The organism is Amycolatopsis methanolica 239 (genome assembly GCF_000739085.1).
Lineage (GTDB): Bacteria > Actinomycetota > Actinomycetes > Mycobacteriales > Pseudonocardiaceae > Amycolatopsis_E > Amycolatopsis_E methanolica.
Genome location: NZ_CP009110.1, coordinates 46,954 through 68,656, shown reverse-complemented (window position 1 = coordinate 68,656; position 21,703 = coordinate 46,954). Strand labels below are relative to the sequence as shown.

At 71.7% G+C, this 21,703-nt stretch carries 22 protein-coding genes, 1 tRNA gene and 1 pseudogene; 15 read left to right on the top strand and 9 right to left on the bottom strand.

Features of this window, described 5'->3' with window-relative positions:
* Positions 1-16: 16 nt before the first annotated feature.
* Positions 17-757, top strand: coding sequence for a FadR/GntR family transcriptional regulator (locus AMETH_RS00380; RefSeq protein ID WP_026153670.1), 741 nt, complete (start codon positions 17-19; stop codon positions 755-757).
* Positions 758-801: 44 nt separating this feature from the next.
* Positions 802-1,653: a class I SAM-dependent methyltransferase gene (locus tag AMETH_RS00375; RefSeq protein WP_017986028.1), complete on the top strand. Its 852-nt coding sequence runs from the start codon at positions 802-804 to the stop codon at positions 1,651-1,653.
* On the opposite strand, the gene AMETH_RS00370 is transcribed toward AMETH_RS00375, so the two are convergent.
* Together AMETH_RS00370 and AMETH_RS00365 are read right to left on the bottom strand one after the other, a co-directional pair.
* Positions 1,650-2,138 (bottom strand): SRPBCC family protein, encoded by a 489-nt coding sequence (locus AMETH_RS00370; RefSeq protein WP_017986027.1) that lies wholly within the window; start codon positions 2,136-2,138, stop codon positions 1,650-1,652. The two genes, AMETH_RS00375 and AMETH_RS00370, sit on opposite strands and share 4 nt — an antisense overlap.
* Positions 2,135-2,485 carry an ArsR/SmtB family transcription factor gene (locus AMETH_RS00365; protein ID WP_017986026.1) on the bottom strand — a complete coding sequence of 117 codons (351 nt, stop codon included), beginning with the start codon at positions 2,483-2,485 and terminating at the stop codon, positions 2,135-2,137. The genes AMETH_RS00370 and AMETH_RS00365 overlap by 4 nt, the downstream gene beginning before the upstream one ends.
* A gap of 73 nt (positions 2,486-2,558) precedes the next feature.
* Here AMETH_RS00365 and AMETH_RS00360 point away from each other — a divergent pair, with 73 nt between their 5' ends.
* Positions 2,559-3,581, top strand: coding sequence for a patatin-like phospholipase family protein (locus AMETH_RS00360; protein WP_017986025.1), 1,023 nt, complete (start codon positions 2,559-2,561; stop codon positions 3,579-3,581).
* Here AMETH_RS00360 and AMETH_RS00355 read toward each other — a convergent pair.
* Positions 3,578-4,801 carry a macrolide family glycosyltransferase gene (locus tag AMETH_RS00355; RefSeq protein ID WP_410468244.1) on the bottom strand — a complete coding sequence of 408 codons (1,224 nt, stop codon included), beginning with the start codon at positions 4,799-4,801 and terminating at the stop codon, positions 3,578-3,580. The genes AMETH_RS00360 and AMETH_RS00355 overlap by 4 nt on opposite strands.
* 27 nt (positions 4,802-4,828) lie before the next feature.
* Between AMETH_RS00355 and AMETH_RS00350 the strand changes: the two genes are divergently transcribed.
* A complete protein-coding gene (locus AMETH_RS00350) occupies positions 4,829-5,251 on the top strand; it encodes a PPOX class F420-dependent oxidoreductase (RefSeq protein ID WP_017986023.1) in 423 nt (140 codons plus the stop codon).
* Here AMETH_RS00350 and AMETH_RS00345 read toward each other — a convergent pair.
* Complete coding sequence (locus tag AMETH_RS00345; protein ID WP_017986022.1) at positions 5,236-6,285, bottom strand: trans-sulfuration enzyme family protein; 1,050 nt, start codon at positions 6,283-6,285, stop codon at positions 5,236-5,238. The genes AMETH_RS00350 and AMETH_RS00345 overlap by 16 nt on opposite strands.
* Before the next feature lie 85 nt (positions 6,286-6,370).
* On the opposite strand from AMETH_RS00345, the gene AMETH_RS00340 reads away from it, so the two are divergent.
* Positions 6,371-6,745, top strand: a complete 375-nt coding sequence (locus AMETH_RS00340; protein WP_017986021.1) for an FKBP-type peptidyl-prolyl cis-trans isomerase — start codon at positions 6,371-6,373, stop codon at positions 6,743-6,745.
* On the opposite strand, the gene AMETH_RS39530 is transcribed toward AMETH_RS00340, so the two are convergent.
* A complete protein-coding gene (locus AMETH_RS39530) occupies positions 6,738-7,244 on the bottom strand; it encodes a LysR substrate-binding domain-containing protein (RefSeq protein WP_017986020.1) in 507 nt (168 codons plus the stop codon). The two genes, AMETH_RS00340 and AMETH_RS39530, sit on opposite strands and share 8 nt — an antisense overlap.
* Positions 7,245-7,491: 247 nt before the next feature.
* Positions 7,492-7,620: pseudogene (locus AMETH_RS39525) on the bottom strand (helix-turn-helix domain-containing protein); the annotation flags it as partial.
* Positions 7,621-7,693: 73 nt separating this feature from the next.
* On the opposite strand from AMETH_RS39525, the gene AMETH_RS00330 reads away from it, so the two are divergent.
* The 3 genes from AMETH_RS00330 to AMETH_RS35420 all read left to right on the top strand — a co-directional run bounded on the left by AMETH_RS00330 (position 7,694) and on the right by AMETH_RS35420 (position 9,962).
* Positions 7,694-8,593 carry a serine/threonine dehydratase gene (locus AMETH_RS00330; protein WP_017986018.1) on the top strand — a complete coding sequence of 300 codons (900 nt, stop codon included), beginning with the start codon at positions 7,694-7,696 and terminating at the stop codon, positions 8,591-8,593.
* Between the two features lie 232 nt (positions 8,594-8,825).
* On the top strand, positions 8,826-9,119 hold the full coding sequence (locus AMETH_RS35430) for a hypothetical protein (protein ID WP_017986017.1): 294 nt from the start codon (positions 8,826-8,828) through the stop codon (positions 9,117-9,119).
* Positions 9,120-9,638: 519 nt separating this feature from the next.
* The gene (locus AMETH_RS35420) at positions 9,639-9,962 is read left to right on the top strand and encodes a hypothetical protein (protein WP_017986015.1); all 324 of its coding nucleotides are present in this window, start codon (positions 9,639-9,641) and stop codon (positions 9,960-9,962) included.
* Between the two features lie 300 nt (positions 9,963-10,262).
* Here the strand turns inward: AMETH_RS35420 and AMETH_RS00320 are convergent, their stop codons facing one another.
* The 3 genes from AMETH_RS00320 to AMETH_RS00305 form a co-directional block, all read right to left on the bottom strand.
* Positions 10,263-11,105, bottom strand: a complete 843-nt coding sequence (locus AMETH_RS00320) for a hypothetical protein (RefSeq protein ID WP_017986014.1) — start codon at positions 11,103-11,105, stop codon at positions 10,263-10,265.
* Positions 11,106-11,128: 23 nt separating this feature from the next.
* On the bottom strand, positions 11,129-11,725 hold the full coding sequence (locus tag AMETH_RS00315) for a hypothetical protein (protein ID WP_156131582.1): 597 nt from the start codon (positions 11,723-11,725) through the stop codon (positions 11,129-11,131).
* Between the two features lie 444 nt (positions 11,726-12,169).
* A tRNA-Leu gene (locus AMETH_RS00305) sits at positions 12,170-12,252 on the bottom strand.
* 131 nt (positions 12,253-12,383) lie between these two features.
* On the opposite strand from AMETH_RS00305, the gene AMETH_RS00300 reads away from it, so the two are divergent.
* The 7 genes from AMETH_RS00300 (at position 12,384) to pknB (ending at position 21,679) form a co-directional block, all read left to right on the top strand.
* The gene (locus AMETH_RS00300; RefSeq protein ID WP_026153667.1) at positions 12,384-13,601 is read left to right on the top strand and encodes a DUF3662 and FHA domain-containing protein; all 1,218 of its coding nucleotides are present in this window, start codon (positions 12,384-12,386) and stop codon (positions 13,599-13,601) included.
* A 124-nt stretch (positions 13,602-13,725) separates the two neighbouring features.
* Positions 13,726-14,193 (top strand): FHA domain-containing protein FhaB/FipA, encoded by a 468-nt coding sequence (locus AMETH_RS00295; RefSeq protein WP_026153666.1) that lies wholly within the window; start codon positions 13,726-13,728, stop codon positions 14,191-14,193.
* Positions 14,190-15,515, top strand: coding sequence for a PP2C family protein-serine/threonine phosphatase (locus AMETH_RS00290; RefSeq protein ID WP_017986008.1), 1,326 nt, complete (start codon positions 14,190-14,192; stop codon positions 15,513-15,515). Before AMETH_RS00295 ends, AMETH_RS00290 begins: the two co-directional genes overlap by 4 nt.
* On the top strand, positions 15,515-17,011 hold the full coding sequence (locus AMETH_RS00285) for an FtsW/RodA/SpoVE family cell cycle protein (RefSeq protein WP_017986007.1): 1,497 nt from the start codon (positions 15,515-15,517) through the stop codon (positions 17,009-17,011). Before AMETH_RS00290 ends, AMETH_RS00285 begins: the two co-directional genes overlap by 1 nt.
* On the top strand, positions 17,008-18,474 hold the full coding sequence (locus tag AMETH_RS00280; RefSeq protein ID WP_017986006.1) for a peptidoglycan D,D-transpeptidase FtsI family protein: 1,467 nt from the start codon (positions 17,008-17,010) through the stop codon (positions 18,472-18,474). The genes AMETH_RS00285 and AMETH_RS00280 overlap by 4 nt, the downstream gene beginning before the upstream one ends.
* A 3-nt stretch (positions 18,475-18,477) precedes the next feature.
* Positions 18,478-19,659, top strand: coding sequence for a protein kinase domain-containing protein (locus tag AMETH_RS00275; RefSeq protein WP_017986005.1), 1,182 nt, complete (start codon positions 18,478-18,480; stop codon positions 19,657-19,659).
* Positions 19,660-19,696: 37 nt separating this feature from the next.
* Positions 19,697-21,679, top strand: a complete 1,983-nt coding sequence (pknB, locus tag AMETH_RS00270) for a Stk1 family PASTA domain-containing Ser/Thr kinase (protein WP_038531769.1) — start codon at positions 19,697-19,699, stop codon at positions 21,677-21,679.
* Positions 21,680-21,703 lie beyond the last annotated feature (24 nt).

Genomic DNA, 21,703 nt, shown 5'->3' with positions numbered 1-21,703 from the left:
GAAGGTCAAGACGACGATGGAGTTCGAGCCGGTCAGCCCGGTCCGCGCCTACGAGCGGATCGTGGAACAGATCGAGCAGGCCGTGCTCACCGGCCGGCTCCGGCCGGGCGAGCGGCTGCCCGGGGAACGCGAGCTGATGACCCAGTTCGGGGTCAGCCGTTCCACGATCCGCGAGGCGCTGCGGGTCCTGCAGGCCGGCGAGGTGATCCGCTCGCGCCCGGGCGATCCACGCGGGCCGGAAGTCCTGCCCGCGTCGCCGGCGAGCCTGCAGAAGTCGCTGGACCGGCTGGCGCGCGCGGAAACGCTGGGGCTGGCGGAGCTGTTGCAGTTCCGGATGATCCTGGAGGGCTCGGCGTACCGGCTGGCCGCGGAGCTGCGCACCGAGGAGGACCTGTCCGAGCTGCGCGCGGCGCTGGCGGCGATGACGGAGAGCCTGGACGACTACGCGACGTTCAGCCGCGCCGACGTCGCCTTCCACGACGTGGTCGCGCGGGCCGGGCGGAACACGCTGATCGTGGTGTGCGGCAAGGTCGTGCGCGGGGTGGTGCTGGACCTGATCGCGGGCAAGCTGGCGAACTCGACCGACCGGCAGGCGCTGATGGCGGCGTCGGTCGCGCACCACAAGGAAGTGCTGCGCGCGGTGGAGGACGGCGACGGCCCGCTGGCGGCCCGGCTGGCGCGGCGCGCCCTGTTCGACTACTACGCCGAGTACGTCGGCGCGGACGAGCGGGTTGTGCTGGAACACCTGCTGGACTGAAAATCCGTGGTAGCCGCGCCCGGGTGATCGTTACGGTCCGGGGCATGGCGTACGAACACCCGCTGGCCTACGCACTCGGACTGGAAGGCCGGGCGCTGCTGCGTTCCTTCCGCGGCGAGCACGACCGCGCGTTCGTCGCGGAGCGCCTCGCCGAGATCCGGCGGCTGCTCGCGGAGTCCCCGGACGGGGTGGAGGTCGCGCACGTCGACCAGGTCGAGGGTGACGGCCTGTGGGCGCCGACCTACGACGCCCCGAACCCGGCGTTCGACTTCGACGAGCCGTTCGTGCGCGAGGTCGCCTGCCGGCTGTCCCCGGGCGTGGCGCTGGACGCTGCGTGCGGAACGGGCCGGGTGGCCGAGGTGCTCGCGGAGTGCGGCCACCGGGTGGTGGGCGTCGACTCGTCGCCCGGGATGCTCGAACTGGCCGGGAAACGCTTGCCGGACGGGGAGTCCCACGTCGGAAGCCTCACCGCGCTGCCGTCCGGGCCGGTCGATCTGGTGACCTGCTCGCTCGCGTTGACGCACGTGCCGGACCTGGGCCCGGTATTCGCGGAGTTCGCGCGCGTGCTGCGCCCTGGCGGGCGCGTGGTGGTCGCCGACGTGCACCCGGAACAGGTGGCGCGCGGGCACGTCCCGGCGGTGCGCCGCGCGGACGGCGCGCCCGGCCGGGTGCGCTCGCACTGCCACCGCACCGGCGACTACCTGCGGGCCGCGTTCGCCGCCCGGCTCGAACCGGCGCGGTGCGAGGAACCGGTGGCGCAGGCGCGGGAGATCCCGGCGGCCGAGCCGGGCCCGTGGGAGACGTGGCCGTGGTCGCTGGCCGGACTGGCGCCGGCGGCCTGCGCGGCCGCCGGCGCCGGTGTCCCGTCGATGATCCTCTGGGAGTTCCGGAACTAGTCCTCGGCCAGCAGGGCGTCGATCTGGCCCTCGGCGAGCTTCATACCTTCCTCCATGCCCATTTCGATCAGCTTTTCCAGCTGCTCCAGGCTTTCGAAGGAGTTCACGGTGGTCATCCGGGTGCCGCTGCCGTTCGCCTCCAGCGTGACCGCGCAGTGGATGACCGGCATCTCGGTGTTCCGCTCGCCCTTGTCGTCGGCGAAACCGTCGTCGAACTCCAGCCGGCGCGGGGCCTCGATCGCGGTGATCTCCCACCAGCCGTTGGATTTCGTGCCGTCCGGGCCGGTCATGAAGTAGCTGGAGCGGCCACCGGCCTTGAAATCGTGCTGCTCGAAGGTGGCGGGCCAGGTCGGCGGGCCCCACCACCGCTCGAGCTTGCGCGGGTCCTCCCACACGCGCCAGACCCGCTCCGGCGCGGCGTCGTACTCCGCGACGATCGTGAGGGTGAGGGCCTCGGTGTCCTTGTGCGAGCTGATGACCGTCATTCGTCCTCCTCGGACAGGATGTCGCCGATCGCGTCGGCACGGTGGCGCCAGATCTGTTCGTATTCGTCGAGCAGGCGGGCCGCCTTGTGCAGGACCTCGGGATTGCCGTGCACGAGCTGCTCCCTCCCGCTCCGCTGTTTGACGACCAGCGACGCCCGCGCGAGCACCGCGACGTGCTTCTGCACGGCGGCGAAACTCATGTCGTACCTGCGGGCGAGCTGCGAGATCGACTCCTCCTGGCGGAGCACCCTGGTGACGATGTCGCGCCGGGTGGCGTCCGCGAGTGCGTGGAAGATGCGATCGATCTCCGCGTCGTCGAGATGACTTACAACCACATGGTTGTACATTAGTGCCGCCGCGGCCGTCTGACAAGAGGTGACTCCTTGCTCCCGGCGGGACACCCGTAGTACACCCATCCGTATGACTGGGGTCGGGCTCTGCCTGTCCGGTGGCGGCTACCGCGCGATGCTGTTCCACCTGGGCGCGTTGTGGCGCATCAACGAACTGGGCCAGCTGCCCGAACTGACGCGGATCTCCAGCGTCTCCGGCGGCTCGATCACCGCCGGCGCGCTCGCCGCCGCGTGGCCGCGGCTGGAGTTCACCGGCGGGGTGGCGGCGAACTTCACCGACGAGGTCGTGCGGCCGGTCCGCGCGCTCGCCGGCCGGACCCTCGACGTGCCGGTGATCCTGCGCGGGTTGGTGACACCCGGCCACAGCACCGGGGAAGCCCTCGCGGCGGCGTACCGGAAGCACCTGTTCGGCGACCTCCTGCTGCCGGATCTGCCCGCGCACGGCCCGCACTTCGTGTTCACGGCGACCGACCTGCAGGACGGCGACCAGTGGTGGTTCTACCGGGAACGGCAGCAGGACCCGCCCGTGCAGCTCGCGACTGCGGTCGCAGCGTCGTCGGCGTTCCCGCCGTTCCTGTCGCCGGTCGTGCTGACCACGCCGGTGCCGGGCGAGGACCGGCGCATCGAGCTGAGCGACGCGGGCGTGTTCGACAACCTCGGGCTGGACCCGGTGATCGGGCACTGCGACACGGTGCTCGTCAGCGACGCCGGCAAGCGCATGGACAAGCTGCGGTCGGTGTCCCGGAACTGGCCGGGTCAGCTGCTGCGCACGCTCGACATCATGGACAACCAGGTCCGCGCGCTGCGCACGTCCTCGCTGATCAAGTCCTATGTGGATGGCGCCTTCGCGGGCGCCTACTGGGGCAGCTACAGCGACATCGACAACTTCGAGCTCGACGACGCGCTCCCCGCGCCGCTCAGCCGGACCCGCGCGCTCGCCGAGTCACCCACCCGGCTGCGGCGCACCCCGGCCGTCGTGCAGGAGCGGCTGATCAACTGGGGCTACGCCATCTGCGACGCCGGGATGCGCCGGTGGGTCGACCCGAAGGCCAAGCCACCGGCCGACTTCCCATACCCAGCCGCGGGTATCTAGGGAAGCAGCTCTTCGACGAGGTCGGCCGCCCGCGTCGAGCCGCCCTCGGCGCGGGTCTCGTCCCGCAGCCCCGCCGACGTGCGAGCGACGTCGGGGTCGGCGACGAGTTCGAGCAGGGTGCTCCGCAGCGATTCGGCCGTCGCGTCCGCGGTGTCGATCCGCCGCGCCACGCCGAGTTCGACCAGGCGATCAGCGTTCATGAACTGCTCGGCAGCCTGCGGCACCGCGATCATCGGCACGCCCGCGTGCAGTCCTTCGGCGCTGCTGCCCATCCCGGCGTGCGTGACGAACGCGTCGGCCTGCGCCAGGATCGCAGGCTGCGGCACCCAGGACCGGACCTCGACGTTGGCCGGGACCTCCCCGAGCTCGGCCGGGTCGACGTACTTGCCGATCTGCAGCACCACGTGCCAGCCGGGCAGGTTCCCGAACGCGGCGAGGCATTCCCGGTAGAACGCGGCCTGGCGCGTGTAGGCCGAGCCGAGGGAAACCAGCAGGACCTTCCCCGCGTCCGCGGGCCGCGTCCACCCGCCCAAGGACGCACGGTCGCCGAGGCACGGGCCCACGAACGTCACGCTGTCATCGACCCGGTCGGCGTTCGGCTGCATCGCGCGGGGGATCAACGCCAGCGCGCGCGGCGACCGGCCGGAGAACGCGTCGCTGTCCAAAGTGGTCGCCCCGCACGACGCGAGCCATTCGGCGAACTTCGCCCGGTGCGCGTCGGCGCCGGGCAGCGCCCACAACTGCGCGGCGACCTCATCCTCGTAGCCCTTCCAGGCCACGAAGGTCGGCGACAACTGCACGAACGGGCGCCCCTGCGACTCGGCGAGGGCACGCGCGCCGTACGCGCCGATGTCGTAGAGGTAGAGGTCCGCCGGGTCCGCGTCGTAGACGGCGCGCAGCTGCGGGAGCGCCTGGATCGCGTCGTCGAGGAACAGGTCCATCGCGGCGATCGGGTCGGCGGGCCAGGCGTTGTCGGCCACCGGCAGCGTCGAGGTGCACGGCACCAGTTCGGCGCCGGTCGGTTCGATCAGGTGGGCGACGGCCGGGTCGTTGGCGTAGGTGACGCGGTGGCCGCGCGCGGCCAGCTCGCGGATCACTTCGAGGCCGGGCAGAACGTGGCTGACGGCCGGGACCCCGACCATGGCGATGTGCTTACTCATGTCAGGCGCGACCCTAACGGGCTCGCGCCGGGCGGGCACCCGCATTTCCTTGACCTCCAGTTATCTGGAGGTTCTAGCGTGAATGCCATGATCTTCACCGAACGCGAGCGCGCGTACCTGGCCGGCCAGCGGCTCGGCCGCATGGGCACCGTCGACGCCAACGGGCGCCCGCAGGTCCGGCCGCTGGGCTTCCGGCTCAACGACGACGGCACGATCGACATCGGCGGCCCCGACCTCAGCAAGAGCCAGAAGTGGCGCAACCTCGAACGCAACCCCGAGGTGTCGTTCGTCGTCGACGACATCACCCCGGACGAGCCGGGCGCCGTCAAACCCGGCTGGGGACGGGGCGTCGAGGTCCGCGGCACGGCCGAACTTCTCACCGGCGTCGAGCCGCCGTCGTTCGGGCGCGGCTTCTTCAGCGACGAGCTGATCCGGATCCACCCGCGCGTCGTGCACGCCTGGCACCTGGACCCGGACCAGCTGACGCGGCGGGCTCAGGTCAGCGCCTGAGCCAGGTCCCGCCAGAGGTCCTCCGGGTCCTCCAGGCCGACGCTGAACCGCACCAAACCGGCAGGCACGTGTGCGTCGCCAGGCCACATCGCGCGGCGCTCGACGATGCTCTCCACCCCGCCGAGGCTGGTGGCGTGCCGGATCAGCCGTAGCGACGCGCACAGGCGGTCGGCGGCGTCCGCGTCGGCCAGGTCGAAGGCGATCATCGTGCCCTGGCCGGGGTAACGCACCTTCGTCACCGCCGGGTGCTCACCGAGCCGCTCCGCCAGCAGCGCCGCGGTGCGGGACTGCTCGGCCAGCCGGACCGGCAGCGTCCGCAGCCCGCGCAACGCGAGCCACGCCTCCAGCGCGCCTGGCGTTGCGCCGTTGCGGGTGCGGGCGTCGCGCAGCTCCGCGGCCACGCCCTCGTCCGCCGCGATCGTCAGCCCGAGCAGCAGGTCGCTGTGCCCGCCGATCAGCTTGGTCGCGCTGTGCACGACGATGTCCGCGCCCAGCGACAGCGGCTGCTGGCCGAGCGGCGTGGCGAACGTGTTGTCCACGACGACCCGCGCGCGGTGGCCCGTCAGCTCGGCGATGTCGATCAGGTCCAGGGTCGGGTTGGTCGGCGACTCGACCCACACCACGTCGGCCTCACGGGCGGCGGCCAGCCAGCCCTCCCGGTCGGACGGCTCGATGCGGCGCACCTTCAGCCGCCCCTTGTCCGCGGCGTGGTCGAGCAGCCCGCGGGTGCCCGCGTAGCTGTAGACCGGCACTGCGACCTCGGCGCCGACGTCCAGCAGGTCCAGCACCGCGGCCGCGGTGGCGATGCCGGAGGCGAACGCCGTCGCGTGCCCGCCTTCGAGCGCGCCCACGGCTTCTTCGAGCGCGGCCCAGGTCGGCGTGCCGTCCTCCCGCGCGTACCGGAAGCCCGCGCCAGCCAGGTAGGTGCTCGCCGGCACCAGCGGGGTGTTCAGCGGCTCCCCGGGTTCGTCCGGCCGTCCGGCGGCCACCGCGCGGCTGCGCGGGGTGAGGTCGTCGAGGTTCACGCTGCTCATTACAACAGCCGACCCCGAACTGGGCGTGCGACCCCCGGAGCCGCTGGGTACCGTGCAGCGACCGCAAACACAGGGAGGAACACGCATGGCACTCGAACGCCCCGAGGTCGACAAGCCGACCGGGCCGCCCCCGGCCGAGCTGGAGGTCACCGACCTCACCGTCGGCGACGGCCCCCAAGCCGCAGCGGGCAACGTCGTGTCCGTGCACTACGTCGGCGTCTCGCACTCGACCGGCGCGGAGTTCGACGCGTCCTGGAACCGGGGCGAGCCGCTGCGCTTCCCGCTCGGCGCCGGGCACGTCATCCCGGGCTGGGACCAGGGCGTGCAGGGCATGAAGGTCGGCGGGCGCCGACGTCTGGTCATCCCGCCGCACCTGGCCTACGGCGACCGCGGCGCGGGCAACGTCATCAAGCCGGGCGAGACGCTCGTCTTCGTGGTGGACCTGGTCGACGTCAGCTGAGCCGGGACGCCACCCGCGCCAGCAGGCCGGCCACGGCCTCGACGTGTGCGGCCGGCCGGGGCCGGTGCACCGCGTACACCTCGCGGTCCAGCGCGCTCCCGGCCAGGTCGCGCACCACGATCCCGTCGGCGCCACGCACCACGCTCGCCGGCACCAGCGCCGCGCCCAGCCCGGCCCGGACCAGCGCCAGGATCGCCGCGTAGTCCCGGGTCTCGTAGGCGATCCGCGGCTCCACCCCGTCCTTGGCGGCCAGCAGGTCCAGGCACGGGCGGTCGGCCGAGATCCAGTCGTCGTCGGCGAGGTCGACCAGCTTCACCTCGGGCTTGCGTGCCGCCGGGTGGCGGGCGGGCAGCACCAGCCGCAGCCGGTCGGCGAGCAGGGGCACCCGCGTCAGCCCGCGTGACGGCGGCAGCTGCCGCCCCGGGTAGCGGTGGGTGATCAACAGGTCGAGCTCGCCCGAGACGACCAGGTCGTAGCCGTCCGGCGGCTCCAGGTCCACCAGCCGCAGCCGGGTCGCCGGGTACGCGCGCCGGAACTCCCCCCACCACCTGCGGCAACAGCACCTGCCCCGCGGTCGCGAAGGTGCCCACCGTCAACGCGGCGGGCGGCTGGTCGCGCAGGGCCGCAAGCGTTTGCTCCGCCTCCCGCAGCTCCCCGGCGATCGCCTCGCCGTGCCGGACCAGCAGCCGTCCGGCCTCGGTGAGGACCGTGCCGGTCGCGCGGCGCTCCAGCAGCGTGCAGCCCGCCTCGCGTTCGAGCCGGGCCAGCTGCTGGGACAGCGCGGAGGCGGTGAAGCCCATGTTCCGCGCCGCGGTGGCGATGGACCCGGCGTGGGCGACCTCGACCAGGACGCGCAGCCGTTCGGCGACGAGCATGCCGTAAGTATCGCTAATGCCGGGCAACGGGAAAGCGCTGGCGGCTTACGGCCGTGCTGCGCACAGTGGACTCATGACAAGCACGGTCGTCCCCGACGTCACCGCCGCCGCGGAGCGCATCCGCCCGTACGTCCGCCACACCCCGGTGCTGCGTGCCGAGGTCGACGGCCGCCCGCTCGTGCTGAAGCTCGAGCACCTGCAGCGCACCGGCTCGTTCAAGCTGCGCGGCGCGCTGAACGCCCTGCTCGCCGGGGAGCGGCCGGAGCAGGTCGTCACGGCGTCCGGCGGCAACCACGGCATCGGCGTCGCGACGGCCGCGGCGATCCTCGGCCTGCCCGCGACCGTGTTCGTACCGGACGGTGTGCCGGCTAGCAAGGCGCGCCGGATCGAGGCGGCCGGCGCCCGGCTGGTGCGGGCGGGCACGCGGTACTCCGACGCGGCGGCGGCCGCCCGCGAAGACGCACAGGCGCCGGGCACGCGGTACGTCGAGGCCTACAACGACCCGGTGGTGGTCGCCGGCCAGGGCACAGTGGCGGCGGAGATCGTCGCCGACGCGCCCGAGGTGGACGCGATCGCGGTGGCCGTCGGCGGTGGCGGCCTCGCGGCCGGGGTGGCACTCGGCTCCGGCGGGCGGCTGACGGTCGCGGTCGAGCCGGAGCGGTGCTCCTGCCTGCACCAGGCGCTCGCGGCTGGGCACCCGGTGGAGGCGGAGGTGGACTCGGTCGCCGCGTCGGCGCTGGGCGCGACCCGCGTCGGGGAGGTCCCGTTCGAGGTGCTGTCCGGGCCGGGCGTGCGGTCGCTGGTCGTCGGCGAGGCGGAGATCCTGGCGGCGCGGGACCGGCTGTGGGACGAGTTCCGGCTGGCCGTCGAACCGGCGGCCGCGGTGCCGTTCGCCGCGTGGCTGGCCGGCGCGGTGCCCGGTGAAGCGCCGTGCGTCCTGCTCTGCGGCGCCAACGCGGACTGGACGCCGTGACTACCGTGGGTCCATGCCGGACCCATCCTGGTGAGCATCGCCACCGCCGCTGCGACGAAGGCCGTGCAGGGCCTGTACGAGCTGATCAAACGGCGGTTCGCCGACGACCCGTATGCGAGGCGTGGAGCCAGCGCGGCGACGGCGCGAACAACCAGATCTCCGGCACGGTCCACGGCAACGTCGTCCAGGCGCGGGACATCCAGGGGAACATCAGCTTCTAAGATCAGCCGTCGTGTCGGTCGACTGGAGCACGGTGCGCACCGAACGCACGGTGCTGGCGATCGTGCACAACACCACGGCGGCGACGCGCCTGTTCGACATCCTGCCGCTGTTCGCCACCGATCCACGGGTGCAGACGATCTTCACCTGCCCCGGGTCGACCGCCTTCACCAACGGCACCCACGAATACCTGGCCAGGGCGGGCATCGACGTCCTGCCCTGGGCCGAGGCCCTCGACCGCCCCGCCGACCTCGCGATCGCCGCGAGCTACGGAGGCGACCTGCACGAGGTCAAGGCGCCGTTGTAGCCCGTGCCGCACGGCACGGGCTACAACAAGTACCTCGACTCGGAGGGCCGCGCTGGGGTGTTCGGCCTGTCCGCGGACTGGCTGACGCACGAAGGCCGCGTGGTGCCGTCCGTGATCGTGCTGTCGTCGCGGGCGACCCGTGTTTCGACCGGATGCTGGCGAGCCTGCCGCTGCGCGAGGCGTACCGGCAGGCCCTCGGCGTCGACACCGGCGCGAAGCTGATCGTGGTCTCGACGACCTGGGACGGGCAGTCCCTGCTCGGCAACGACCTGCGGCTCGCGCACCGGCTCGCCACCAGCCTGGACATGGACTCCTACCGGATCGCGGTGGCGCCGCACCCCAACATCTCCGCGCACCACTCGCCGTGGCAGGCGCGGATGTGGCTCGACGAGTGCCACCGCGCCGGGGTCCTCGTCCTGCCCGACGAGCGGTTCTGGTGCCAGGCGCTGGTCGCCGCCGACCTCGCCCCTCGGCGACCACGGATCGGTCAGCTTCTACTCGGCGGCGCTGGGCACGCCTGTGATCCTCGTCTCGGCACCCGCCGATGCGGTCGCGCCGGATTCGCCGATCGCGCGCCTGCTCGCCGTGGCGCCGCGGCTGGCCGAAGATCCAGTCCGCCAGATCGAGGAGGTCATCGCCGGGCACGACCCCCTCAGCACGGCCGCGATCACCTCGTGCACCACCTCACCGCCGGGCTCGGCAGGCACGGTGCTGTCCGAGACGATCTACCGCCACCTCGGCCTGGAGCCCGTTCCCGCGGACCCGCGGGTGCTCCCGGTGCCGGAGATCGAGGTCCCCGGAACCACGGGCCCACCTGGCCCGGGTCGAGTTCCGCGGCGGTGAGGCGGTCGTGACGCGGTTCCCCGCGGACTCCCTGCACGAACCCCGGCACGCGCCGGGCGGGACCCACCTCGTCGTGGACGTGCGCGAGGCCAGCGCGCGGCTGCTCGACTTCGCCGACATCGTGGTGCACCACCGGCCACCGGACGCGGAGGCGTGGATCTCGGCGCAGTTGCGGTCCCTGCCCGGCTGCGCGCTGGCTCTCGCGCGCGGGGACAACGGCTGGCTCGTGGGGACGGACGACGGCGGCCTCATCCGGCTCGACGACCTCACCGCTCCCGCGGAGGCCTTCGCGTCGGCGCTCTACCACCTGGCCGTCGCCGTCCCGGGGTCGCTCCGCGTGCGGGTGGGTGGACGCACGCACCAGGCGCGGGTCACGGTGCTCAGGTCAGCTCGGAGAGCCGCGGCCGTCGCCGCCTCACGCGGGAAGCCGAACCGGCTGAAGATCCGCTCGACTTCGCGCAGGTCAGGAGCGGGATCAGCACCCGAGGCCAGTGCGACGTCGGCGAGCGCAAGCCGCGCCTCACCACGCTCGCGGTGGTGCCCGGTGGCGCTCGCCACGCGGTCGAGCAGCTCCCTGGCTTCGGCCGGACGACCCGCCGCGGTCAGCTTCCGGCCGCGCCAGAGATCGGTCTTGAGGACGTTGCCCGCCTCCTCCCGCGCCGTGAAGTAGGCGTGCGCGAGGTCGAGCAGCGGCAGCGCCTCGTCCGGCTCCAGCACCTTGGCCAGGTGCATCCGGGCCAGCGCCAGGCCGCGCTCGTCGGCGATGCCCGAGGCCAGGGCCAGGTTCTCCCGCAGGACGGCGGCCGCTCGTGGATCGCGCTCGTCGAGGAGCACCAGGCCGAGCCCTTCCAGCGCCGTGGCCTCCGCCTCGGGCGATCCGGCCTCCCGAGTGGCGTCCAGGGCGGCACGCAGCACGTCCGCGCCGGTCTCGTGCCCGCCGCGCTGGCGGTGGGCGAACCCCAGCTGGGTCCGGAGCACGGAAGTCAGCAGCGGGGCGCGATGCGCCTCGCCGACCGTCGCGTACAGGTTCGGGTGCTCCTCCTCCAGCCAGCTCAGGGCGGTCGCGCGGTCGGTGAACAACCGCGGGTCGCCGAGGAGCCGGTTCCAGATCCGGCCCGGGCTGACCGCTCGGGCCGCGGACACCGCGTGCGACCATTAGTAGTCGATCAACGCGCCCAGCACCGGCCTGCGAGCCGGGTGCGCGCGTGGTCGCGCACCAGCCCGAGCATGCGGACGCGGTCCTCGTCGGCGCGGGTGGCGAGCCGGGCGCGGATCAGGCGCACACCGTCGCGGGCGTCGTCCAGCGGTCCCCGAGCGCCGCGGCGACCGCGCCGGAACCGGGGTGCGCGCCGAGCACCCGCTGGGGTCAGGTCGTCCATCCGCTCGTAGGCGGCGTCCAGCACGGCCCGCACGGACAGCTCGTGATCGCGGGACAGCTCGTGCAGGACCCGCTCGCGCCGCGCGAGCCGCCTGGCGAGCCGGGCCGCAGGCCGGTCCGGTTCGGCGTCGGCGAGCATCGTGCCCACCACGCACAGCGCGATGGCCGGCCCGCCGCACACCTCGACCAGCTCACCGACGGCCTCGGGCTCGGCGGCGACCAGGTCGGCGCCCGCGATCCGGGTGAGCAGCTCCCGGGAGGCTTCGGCGTTCATCGGCTCGATGTCGCCCACCTCGGGCGCGGTGTGCACCCGCAGCGCGCCCAGCTCACGGGCCTCGGTGGTCAGCACCGCGGAGTCGCCCTCGTCCGGCACGAGTCGCGCCACAGCGCGGAAAGGCCGTCCAGGCTGTGCGGCAGGTCCCCGGCGTGGAACCCGCCGGTGGCGAGAAGCAGCGTCCGCGGCCGGTGAGCAGCCGGTCGCTGTCGCTGAGCCCGCCGCCGAGGCGGACGAAGAACGGCCCCGCCACCGGGGTAGTCGGCCGCGTGCCGGTGGTGGACCCACTGCACGGCCAGGTCCGTGCGCCCGGATCCGGGCGGGCCCTTCACCACGACCACGATCGGGCGCCCCGTTCGCCGCGCGAAGATCTCGTCCAGCCGCCCCGCCGCGTCCACGTTCAGGTGGCCCCTTCTACGCGCATCGATGCCACGGAAACATCCTCGTGGCGGCACGGAGGGTCACTTCGCGGGAACGCTCCTCACCGCGCCGGGGTGAGATACGTCGTGCAACGAAAAAACCCGGGCTCTGGGATCCAGAGCCCGGGTCATCGGGTGGGCGAGGAGGGAGTTGAACCCTCACGTCCTTTCGGACACACGGACCTGAACCGTGCGCGTCTGCCATTCCGCCACTCGCCCGAGTTGCCTGCGACAGCGAAGAGAACTCTAGCAGGCCGTTTCGGGGCCCTTCACCGGGGGTCGTGTCGAAGGGCGCGGATCCCGATAGGATCGATGCGAAAGCACATGGTGCGAAGGAGGGCGTGGGTTCCGTGGGTCGGGTTGAACGCTTCGATCGACGCCTGGAATCCCTGGTGGGAAACACCTTCGCACGCATGTTCGGCGGCAACGTCGTCACGCAAGAGGTGGCGCAGGCCCTGGAACGCGAAGGCGAGGACAACGTTCGTGAGCTGGCCGGTGGCAGGCTGCTCGCCCCCAACCACTACATCGTGTCGCTGGGGCCGACTGACTACGACCGGATGGCCGGCGATGAGTTGCGCGTCACCCGGGTGCTCACGGAAGCCGTCAAGGAGCACCTCGCCGAACACGGTTGGGACACCTATGGTGACGTCGTAGTTTCGCTCGAGCGCAACGACGCGCTGCATACTGGACAATTCAAGACCCGTTCATCCGTCGACCCCGACGTCAGCGCGCGTAACGTCGCGGGTGCAGGACGGTCAGCACGACCCAGCAACGCAGGAGACCCAGCAATGAGCCAGCCCCCCGGCTACGGCCAAGGCCAATACGACCAGGGTGACCCGTACGGCCAGCAGGGCCAGTACGGCTACGGACAGCAGGGACAGCCCGGTTATGACCAGGGTGGCTATGGCCAGCCGGGTTACGACCAGGGTTACGGCCAGCAGCCCGGGTACGACCAGGGCGGCTACGGCGGTGGCCAGCCCGGGTACGACCAGGGCGGCGGCTACGGTGGCCAGCCGGGTTACGACCAGGGCTACGGCCAGCAGCCCGGCTACGACCAGGGCTACGGCCAGCCGCAGGGCGGGTACGACCAGGGCTACGGCCAGCAGCCCGGCTACGACCAGGGCTACGGCCAGCCGCAGGGTGGCTACGACCAGGGCTACGGGCAGCAGCCCGGCTACGGCACCCCGCCCGGTGGCTACGGGCCGCCGCAGGGCGCTCCGGACCCGTACGCGCAGCAGGGCTACGCTCCGCCGCCCGCCGCGCCGGGCGCGGGCCGCCAGGTGCAGGCCGTCCTGCAGCTCGACGACGGCTCGAACCGGAACTACACCCTCAAGCAGGGCGGCAACGTCATCGGCCGCGGCCAGGACGCCGACTTCCGCCTGCCGGACACCGGTGTCTCCCGCCGCCACCTGGAGATCACCTGGGACGGCCAGAGCGCGACGCTCGCCGACATCGGCTCCACGAACGGCACCACGGTCAACGGCACCCCGGTGCAGACGTGGCAGCTCGCGGACGGTGACGTGATCCGGGTCGGCCACTCCTCGCTGGTGTTCCGCACGCAGGGCTGACACGCGCGCCGGTAACCTGCGCCTGACCGGGTTCGCACCCGAAATCCCGTGTCCCGCAGAATGACCCCTGCGGGACGCCGCGGCGCACGCGTGCCACGGTCGGGAGAACAGAAGGCGGAGACACGTGCCGGAGCTGGTCGTTCAACTCACCAGAGTAGGCTTTCTCGTGCTGCTCTGGCTGTTCGTGCTGGCTGCCCTTCGGGTGGTGCGCTCGGACCTGTACGCGGCGTCGGGCCTGAAGGTCGCGATGCCCGGGTTGCGCCGCGCCAAGGAGCAGAAGAAGCCGCGGGGCAACGCCAAGACGCCCCGCCAGCTGCTCGTCACCCACGGGGCGCTGGCCGGCACCCGGATCACCCTCGACGGCAGGCCGATCACGCTCGGCCGGGCCGACGACTCCACCCTGGTGCTGGACGACGACTACGCCTCGACCCGGCACGCCCGGCTGTCGCTGCGCGGTACGGACTGGTACGTGGAAGATCTGGGATCGACCAACGGGACTTACCTGGACCGGGCTAAGGTCACTGCACCCCTCCGAGTTCCACTCGGTGTCCCCATCCGGATCGGCAAGACGGTGATCGAGCTTCGCCCATGACACTCGTTCTTCGCTACGCGGCCCGCAGCGACCGTGGCCTGGTGCGGTCCAGCAACCAGGACTCGGTGTACGCGGGCCCCCGCCTGCTCGCACTCGCCGACGGCATGGGTGGCCATGCCGCGGGTGAGGTGGCCAGCAAGGTCGTGATCGCCTCGCTCGCCCCGCTCGACGACGACGAGCCCGGCGACGACCTGCTGACCATGCTGAGAGACGCGGTGGCCGGCGGCAACGCGGCCATCAGCGAACTGGTGGCGAACGACCCGGACCTCGACGGGATGGGCACGACGCTCACCGCGATGTTGTTCTCGGGTTCGCGCCTCGGCATGGTGCACGTCGGCGACTCGCGCGCCTACCTGTTCCGCAACGGGCAGCTCACCCAGATCACGCGCGACGACAGCTTCGTCAACGAGCTTCTCGAACAGGGCCGCATCACGGCCGACCAGGCCGCGACGCACCCGCAGCGCTCGCTGCTGCTCAAGGCGCTCACCGGGCACGAGGTGGAGCCGAGCCTGACCGTGCGCGAAGCCCGCGCGGGCGACCGGTACCTGCTGTGCTCGGACGGCCTGTCCGGCATGGTCAGCGACGAGACGCTGGCCGAGGCGATCCGCATCCCGGACCCGCAGGACTGCGCCGACCGGATGATCGAGCTGGCGCTCAAGGGCGGCGGCACGGACAACGTGACGGTCATCGTCGCGGACGTGGTGGACGTCGACTACGGCGAGAACGCCCCGATCGTGGGCGGCGCGGCCGGTGACGGCAGCGACCAGTACGACCACCAGGGCGACTCCCCCGCGGCCAGGGCTCGCGCGCTGACCCAGCCGCCGCCTCCGCCGCCGCAGATGATCGCGCCGCCGGAGGAGCCGAAGAAGCGCCGCAGGTGGCGCTGGATCGTCGGCGTCCTGCTGGTGCTGGTGGTGCTGGGCGCGGGCGCGATCGCGACCCGTTACTTCGTGCTCAGCCAGTACTACGTCGGCGAGGGCGCCAATTCGGAGGTCGCGATCTTCCGCGGCGTGCCCGGCAGCATCCTCGGCATCCCGCTGCACCAGCAGGCCGAGGGCTCGTGCCCGTCCGGCGACCAGCTGTGCGACGAGCTGACCGTGCCGCAGCTGCAGCAGGACGCGCAGGCCGCGGTGCGCAACGGCGTGAAGAAGGACAGCCTGGCCGACGCGCGCGACTACATCGACAACTTCCTGCGCTACAAGACGCTGCGGGACTGCACCCAGACCACCATTCCCGGCGTGCCGACGCTGCCGAGTGAATCGACGAGCCAGCAGGCGGGGAGGGACTGCGCGACGACGACGGTGCCAGGTGGCGGTGGCTGATGAGCCAGCCACCGCTGTCGGACCAGGCAGCCTCCATCTACGCGACCAACCCCCCGCGGGACATGCCGACCCGGCGTGGCACGGAACTGGCCATGCTGGGTTTCGCCGCGTTCATCGTGACGTGCGCGTTCGTGCTCGTGCAGGCGAACCAGGAGCAGGAGCTGTCCTGGTCGATCGTCTGGTACGGGCTGGCCTACCTGGGCTTGTTCTCGGTCGCCCACGCGGCCGTGCGCAAGTGGGCGGCGTACGCGGATCCGCTGATCCTGCCGTGCGTCGCACTGCTCAACGGCCTCGGCCTGGTGATGATCTACCGGATCGACCTGGCCAACGCGGAGAAGGCGACGCAGGCCAGCAAGGACTTCACCGCGGACGCGCCGAAGCAGGTCCTGTTCACCGCGCTCGCGCTGGCGCTGTTCCTCGCCGTGCTGATCCTGGTCAAGGACCACCGGACGCTCACCCGCTACGGCTACACGGCGGGCCTGGCCGGCATGGTCGCCCTGGCGTTGCCCGCGCTGTTGCCCAGCTCGTTGTCCGAGGTCAACGGCGCGAAGGTGTGGCTGAAGCTGCCAGGCTTTTCGATCCAGCCCGCGGAGTTCTCGAAGATCCTGCTGATGATCTTCTTCGCCTCCTTCCTGGTGGCCAAACGCGACCTGTTCATGATCGCGGGCCGCAAGGTGTTCGGCGTCGAGCTGCCCCGCGCGCGTGACCTGGGCCCGCTGCTCATCGCGGCCGGTGTCTGCCTGCTGGTCCTGGTGTTCGAGAAGGACCTGGGCACCTCGCTGCTGCTGTTCGGCATCGTGCTGGTGATGCTCTACGTCGCCACCGAGCGGGCGATCTGGGTGGTCACCGGGCTGAGCTTCTTCATCGTCGGCTGCCTCATCGCCTACCAGCTGTTCACGCACGTCGAGCAGCGCGTGGCGAACTGGATCGACCCGCTGGAGACCTACTCCGACCCTGGTGGCGGCTACCAGATCGCGCAGGGCCTGTTCGGCCTCGGCACCGGCGGGGTCGGCGGCACCGGCCTCGGCGCCGGGCGGCCGGAGATCGTGCCGGAGTCCAACACCGACTTCATCACCGCGGGTCTCGGCGAGGAGCTCGGGTTCGTCGGGCTCGCCGCGATCCTGATGATCTACCTGCTCCTGGCCACCCGCGGCATGCGCAGCGCGCTCGCGGTGCGGGACACGTTCGGCAAGCTGCTCGGCTGCGGCCTGTCGTTCGCGATCGTCATGCAGGTGTTCGTGATCGTCGGCGGGGTGACCAAGCTGATCCCGATGACCGGCATCACGACGCCGTTCCTGTCCTACGGCGGCTCGTCGCTGCTGGCCAACTACATCCTGGTCGCCCTGCTGCTCCGCATCTCGGACGCGGCGCGGCGACCCGCCCAGAAACCCCGGCCCAAGCAGCCGCAGCAGCAGGCTCCGCTGGCCGAGGCACACACGGTGATGGTGCAGCGGCCGCCGGCCGGGGGCAATCCGACAGGGGAACCGACGGCATGAACAAGCCCATGCGCCGCGTCGGCATCGCCATGATCACCATGGTGGTGCTGTTGCTGGTCAACATCACCTACATCCAGGTGGTGAAGGCCGACGACTACCGCACCGACTCGCGCAACCAGCGGGTGCTGCTGGACCAGTACTCCCGGCAGCGCGGCAGCATCGTGTCGCAGTACGACGGCCAGGTGCTCGCCGACGTCGTGGCGACGAACGACAAGCTGAAGTTCGAGCGCCGCTACACCGACGGCCCGATGTACGCGCCGGTCACCGGCTACTACTCGGTGCGCTACGGCTCCGGCGGGCTGGAGCGCGCCGAGGACGACATCCTCAACGGCGAGGACCCGCGGCTGTTCGTGCGCCGCCTGTCGGACATGGTCACCGGACGGGACCCGCGCGGCGGCAACGTGCAGCTGACGATCAACCCGGCCGTCCAGGCGGCGCTGTACAACGCGATGACGTCCAAGGGCTACACCGGCGCCGCGGTCGCGATGAACCCGAAGACCGGCGAGATCCTCGGGATGGTCTCCACCCCGTCCTACGACCCGAACGCGCTCGCCTCGCACGACAGCACCGCCCAGCAGGAGGCGTGGACGCAGTTCGCGGACGACCCGAAGGAGCCGATGCTCAACCGGGCGATCTCGCAGACCTACCCGCCGGGCTCGACGTTCAAGCTGCTGGTCGCCGCCGCCGAGCTGGAGAACGGCGCCACCGCCGACACCCCGGTAAGCAACGCGCCGAACGTGCAGCTGCCGGGCACCCGGACCACGCTGGAGAACTACGGCGGCGCGGCCTGCCCCGGCACCACGTTCAAGGAGGCGCTGGCGCACTCCTGCAACGTGCCGTTCGCGACGTTCGCCGGCCAGCTGGGCGCGGACAAGCTGAACCAGATCGCGGTCAACTTCGGCATCGGCACGCCGCTGTCGATCCCGATGAACGTCGCGCCGTCCAGCCTCGGCGAGATGGACTCGCAGGCCGCGCTGTACCAGAGCGGCATCGGCCAGCGCGACGTGCGGCTGACCCCGCTGCAGGACCTGATGCTGTCCGCCACGATCGCCAACGGCGGCATGGCCATGAAGCCGCAGCTGATCAAGAAGCTGCTCGCGCCGGACCTGTCCGACCTGGAGACCTTCTCGCCGCAGGAGCTGACCGGCACGCCGGCGCTGTCCGCGGCGAACGCGGCCGTGCTGCGCGACATGATGATCGCCTCCGAGGCCAACACCAAGGGCGGCGGCAAGCGCGCGAACATCCAGATCGCCTCCAAGACCGGCACCGCCGAGCACGGCACCGACCCGAAGTCCACGCCGCCGCACGCCTGGTACACCGCGTTCGCGCCGGCCGCCGACCCGCAGATCGCCGTCGCCGTCATCGTCGAGTCCGGCGGCAACCGCGGTCTGGAGGCCACCGGTGGCACCGTGGCGGCCGAGATCGGCCGCGCCGCGATCAACGCCCAGCTCGGGGGTGGATAGCGCATGCTGTCCACCGGTCAGCTGCTGGCCGATCGCTACCGTCTCGTCCACCGGATCGCCGTCGGCGGGATGGGCGAGGTCTGGCAGGCCAGCGACACCCGGTTGGACCGGATCGTCGCGGTGAAGGTGCTCAAGGCCGAGCTGTCCCAGGACGCGGAGTTCCTGCACCGCTTCCGCACCGAGGCACGCACGACGGCGTCGCTGAACCACCCCGGCATCGCGGCCGTGCACGACTACGGCGAGACGGTCGCGGGCGAGCACGCGATCGCCTACCTCGTGATGGAGCACGTCGACGGCGAGCCGCTGGCCGGGATCCTGATGCGCGAGGGCAGGCTGGCGGCCGACCGGACGCTGGACATCCTCGAGCAGGCGGGCAACGCGCTGCAGGCCGCGCACGAACGCGGTCTGGTCCACCGGGACGTCAAGCCGGGCAACATCCTGGTCACCCCGAGCGGCACGGTGAAGGTCACCGACTTCGGCATCGCGAAGGCCGCCGACGCGGCGCCGGTGACCAGGTCCGGCATGGTCATGGGCACTGCCCACTACATCGCGCCGGAGCAGGCGCTCGGCCACGACGCGGAACCGGCGAGCGACGTGTACTCGCTGGCCGTGTGCGGTTACGAGTGCCTGGCCGGGCACCGGCCGTTCCTGTCCGAGAACGCGGTCACGGTCGCGATGATGCACATCCGCGACCTGCCGCCGCCGCTGCCGCCGGACGTGCCACCGCACGCCCGCGCGGTGATCGAGGCGACCCTGGTCAAGGACCCGCGGCAGCGCTACAACAGCGGCGGCGAGTTCGCGACCGCCATCGCCGCGGTCCGCAACGGGCACGCGTTACCGACGCCGTCCGGACTGGTGCAGACTTATGCCCCGGTCGTCGGCCCGGTGGCAGCCGTCGGCCCGGTTTCGCAGCCGGCGATGCAGCCGGTCAGCCCACCCGGTATGCCGCACCCGAGCGGGGTGCTGCCGATGCCGGTGCCACCGCGGCGGCGGGTGCCGATCGCCGTGTGGGTGCTGCTGGCCGTTCTGGTGGCCGGGATCGTGGTGGTTCTGCTGGTGTTCCTGCCCGACTGGGGTGGCGACAGCGGAACCGGCCGGGTCCCGGGCGGTCAGGTCGGCACGACCGACATGGTTCCCGGCACGCGGCAACTCCCTCCCCCTGAAGAGACGACCTACGAGGCATGATGAGCACACCTTGGACGGAACGGAACGGCTTTCTCCGATGACTGCACCCAGGATGCTGTCCAACCGCTATGAACTGGGCGACACGCTCGGTTACGGCGGCATGTCCGAGGTCCACCACGGCACGGACGTCCGGCTGGGCCGCGAGGTCGCCGTGAAGATCCTGCGTGCCGACCTCGCCCGCGACCCCCAGTTCCAGGAGCGGTTCCGCCGCGAGGCGCAGAACGCCGCGGCGCTGAACCACCCGGCGATCGTCGCCGTGTACGACACCGGTGAGGCGCAGACCGAGTACGGTCCGCTGCCCTACATCGTGATGGAGTACGTGCGCGGCCGGACGCTGCGCGACATCGTCAAGACCGAGGGGCCGTTGTCGCAGAAGCGGGCCATGGAGGTCATGGCGGACGTCTGCGCCGCGCTCGACTTCTCGCACCGGCACGGCATCGTGCACCGGGACGTGAAGCCGGCCAACGTGATGATCACCGACCAGGGTGCGGTCAAGGTGATGGACTTCGGCATCGCGCGCGCGATGCACGACGGCCAGGCCGCGATGACCCAGACCGCCGCGGTGATCGGCACGGCCCAGTACCTGTCGCCGGAGCAGGCGCGCGGCGAGGGTGTGGACGCCCGCAGCGACGTCTACGCCGCCGGGTGCGTCCTGTTCGAGCTGATCACCGGCGAGCCGCCGTTCACCGGTGACTCGCCGGTCGCGGTGGCCTACCAGCACGTGCGGGAGGACCCGAAGGCGCCGTCGGCGGTCAACCCCGCGGTGTCGGCGGAGCTCGACGCGATCGTGCTGAAAGCGCTGGCCAAGGGCCCGGCCAACCGGTACCAGTCGGCCGCCGAGATGCGCGCCGACCTGGTCCGGACGCTGTCCGGGCAACGGCCGTCGGCCCCGATGGTGATGACGCCCGACGAGCGCACGCAGGTGATCGGCGGGGCGCCCGGCCACGCGGCCGACTACGACCCCGACGCGGTCGAAGAGGACGAGAAGCGCCGCAAGCGCAGGCGCATCACGGCCGCGGTGATCTTCACGTTGATCGCCCTCGGCCTGATCGCGTTCATCATGTGGCTGGCGGGCGCGTTCGAGTCGAAGCCGGAAACCGCGATGATCCCCGAGGTCAACGGTCAGCAGCAGGCGCAGGCCGAGGCGACGTTGCGGGACAAGGGTTTCACCAACATCGTGCTCGCGGACAAGCCGTGCGTGCGCCAGCCCAACGGCGTGGAGACCTGCTCGGCCGACTCGATCGGCAAGGCGATCAACACCGATCCCGCCGCCGGCGTGAGCGTCGCGCTCGACCAGAAGATCACGCTGTACATCGGACGGGCGCCGGCGAACGTCGCGGTGCCGAGCCTGCTCGGCAAGACCCGGGACGAGGCCGAGGCACTGCTCAACCAGGCCGGGCTGATCCTCGACCCGAACGTCCCGGAGGTGGATGTCAACGACGAGGACCAGTACGGCAAGGTCCAGAGCCAGAACCCGAACGCGAACACGCAGATCGCGCAGGGCAGCACGGTGTCGATCAAGGTCGGCAAGACGCCGAACATGGTGGAGGTCACCGACTACACCGGCCAGCAGTACGACGTCGCGAAGGCCGGCCTGGAGGCGCTCGGCTTCAAGGTCAGCAAGCAGGAGGCCGATTCCGACCAGCCGGAGGGCCAGGTCCTCAACCAGAAGCCGAACGCGGGCCAGCAGCGCGAGGGCTCGACTGTGACCCTGACCGTGTCGAACGGGTCGCAGCAGAAGATCTCGATGCCGGACCTGCGTGGGCTGACCCAGAACGAGGCGCTGCAGAAGCTCCAGCAGATGGGCTGGGAAGGCACGGTGAACTACCAGTCCGACAGGCTGTCCGACGAGGACATGGACGGCAAGGTCACCGGCAGCGTGCCGACGGCGGGCACCCAGATCACCAAGAGCGAGACGATCACCCTGCTGATCGGCGAGTCCAACAGCGGCGGCGGTGGCGGCAACGACACGACGTCGCCGACCAGCTCGCCGAGGTTCCCGATCCCGGGCGGCCCGTAGAGTCCGACCGACGAGGGCCCGCTT

Coding starts and splice junctions, on each gene's coding strand:
- AMETH_RS00380 (WP_026153670.1), top strand. CDS start 17: ATGGAGTTCGAGCCGGTCAGCCCGGTCCGCGCCTACGAGCGGATCGTG.
- AMETH_RS00375 (WP_017986028.1), top strand. CDS start 802: ATGGCGTACGAACACCCGCTGGCCTACGCACTCGGACTGGAAGGCCGG.
- AMETH_RS00370 (WP_017986027.1), bottom strand. CDS start 2,138: ATGACGGTCATCAGCTCGCACAAGGACACCGAGGCCCTCACCCTCACG.
- AMETH_RS00365 (WP_017986026.1), bottom strand. CDS start 2,485: ATGTACAACCATGTGGTTGTAAGTCATCTCGACGACGCGGAGATCGAT.
- AMETH_RS00360 (WP_017986025.1), top strand. CDS start 2,559: ATGACTGGGGTCGGGCTCTGCCTGTCCGGTGGCGGCTACCGCGCGATG.
- AMETH_RS00350 (WP_017986023.1), top strand. CDS start 4,829: ATGATCTTCACCGAACGCGAGCGCGCGTACCTGGCCGGCCAGCGGCTC.
- AMETH_RS00345 (WP_017986022.1), bottom strand. CDS start 6,285: ATGAGCAGCGTGAACCTCGACGACCTCACCCCGCGCAGCCGCGCGGTG.
- AMETH_RS00340 (WP_017986021.1), top strand. CDS start 6,371: ATGGCACTCGAACGCCCCGAGGTCGACAAGCCGACCGGGCCGCCCCCG.
- AMETH_RS00330 (WP_017986018.1), top strand. CDS start 7,694: ATGACAAGCACGGTCGTCCCCGACGTCACCGCCGCCGCGGAGCGCATC.
- AMETH_RS00290 (WP_017986008.1), top strand. CDS start 14,190: ATGACACTCGTTCTTCGCTACGCGGCCCGCAGCGACCGTGGCCTGGTG.
- AMETH_RS00285 (WP_017986007.1), top strand. CDS start 15,515: ATGAGCCAGCCACCGCTGTCGGACCAGGCAGCCTCCATCTACGCGACC.
- AMETH_RS00280 (WP_017986006.1), top strand. CDS start 17,008: ATGAACAAGCCCATGCGCCGCGTCGGCATCGCCATGATCACCATGGTG.
- AMETH_RS00275 (WP_017986005.1), top strand. CDS start 18,478: ATGCTGTCCACCGGTCAGCTGCTGGCCGATCGCTACCGTCTCGTCCAC.
- pknB (WP_038531769.1), top strand. CDS start 19,697: ATGACTGCACCCAGGATGCTGTCCAACCGCTATGAACTGGGCGACACG.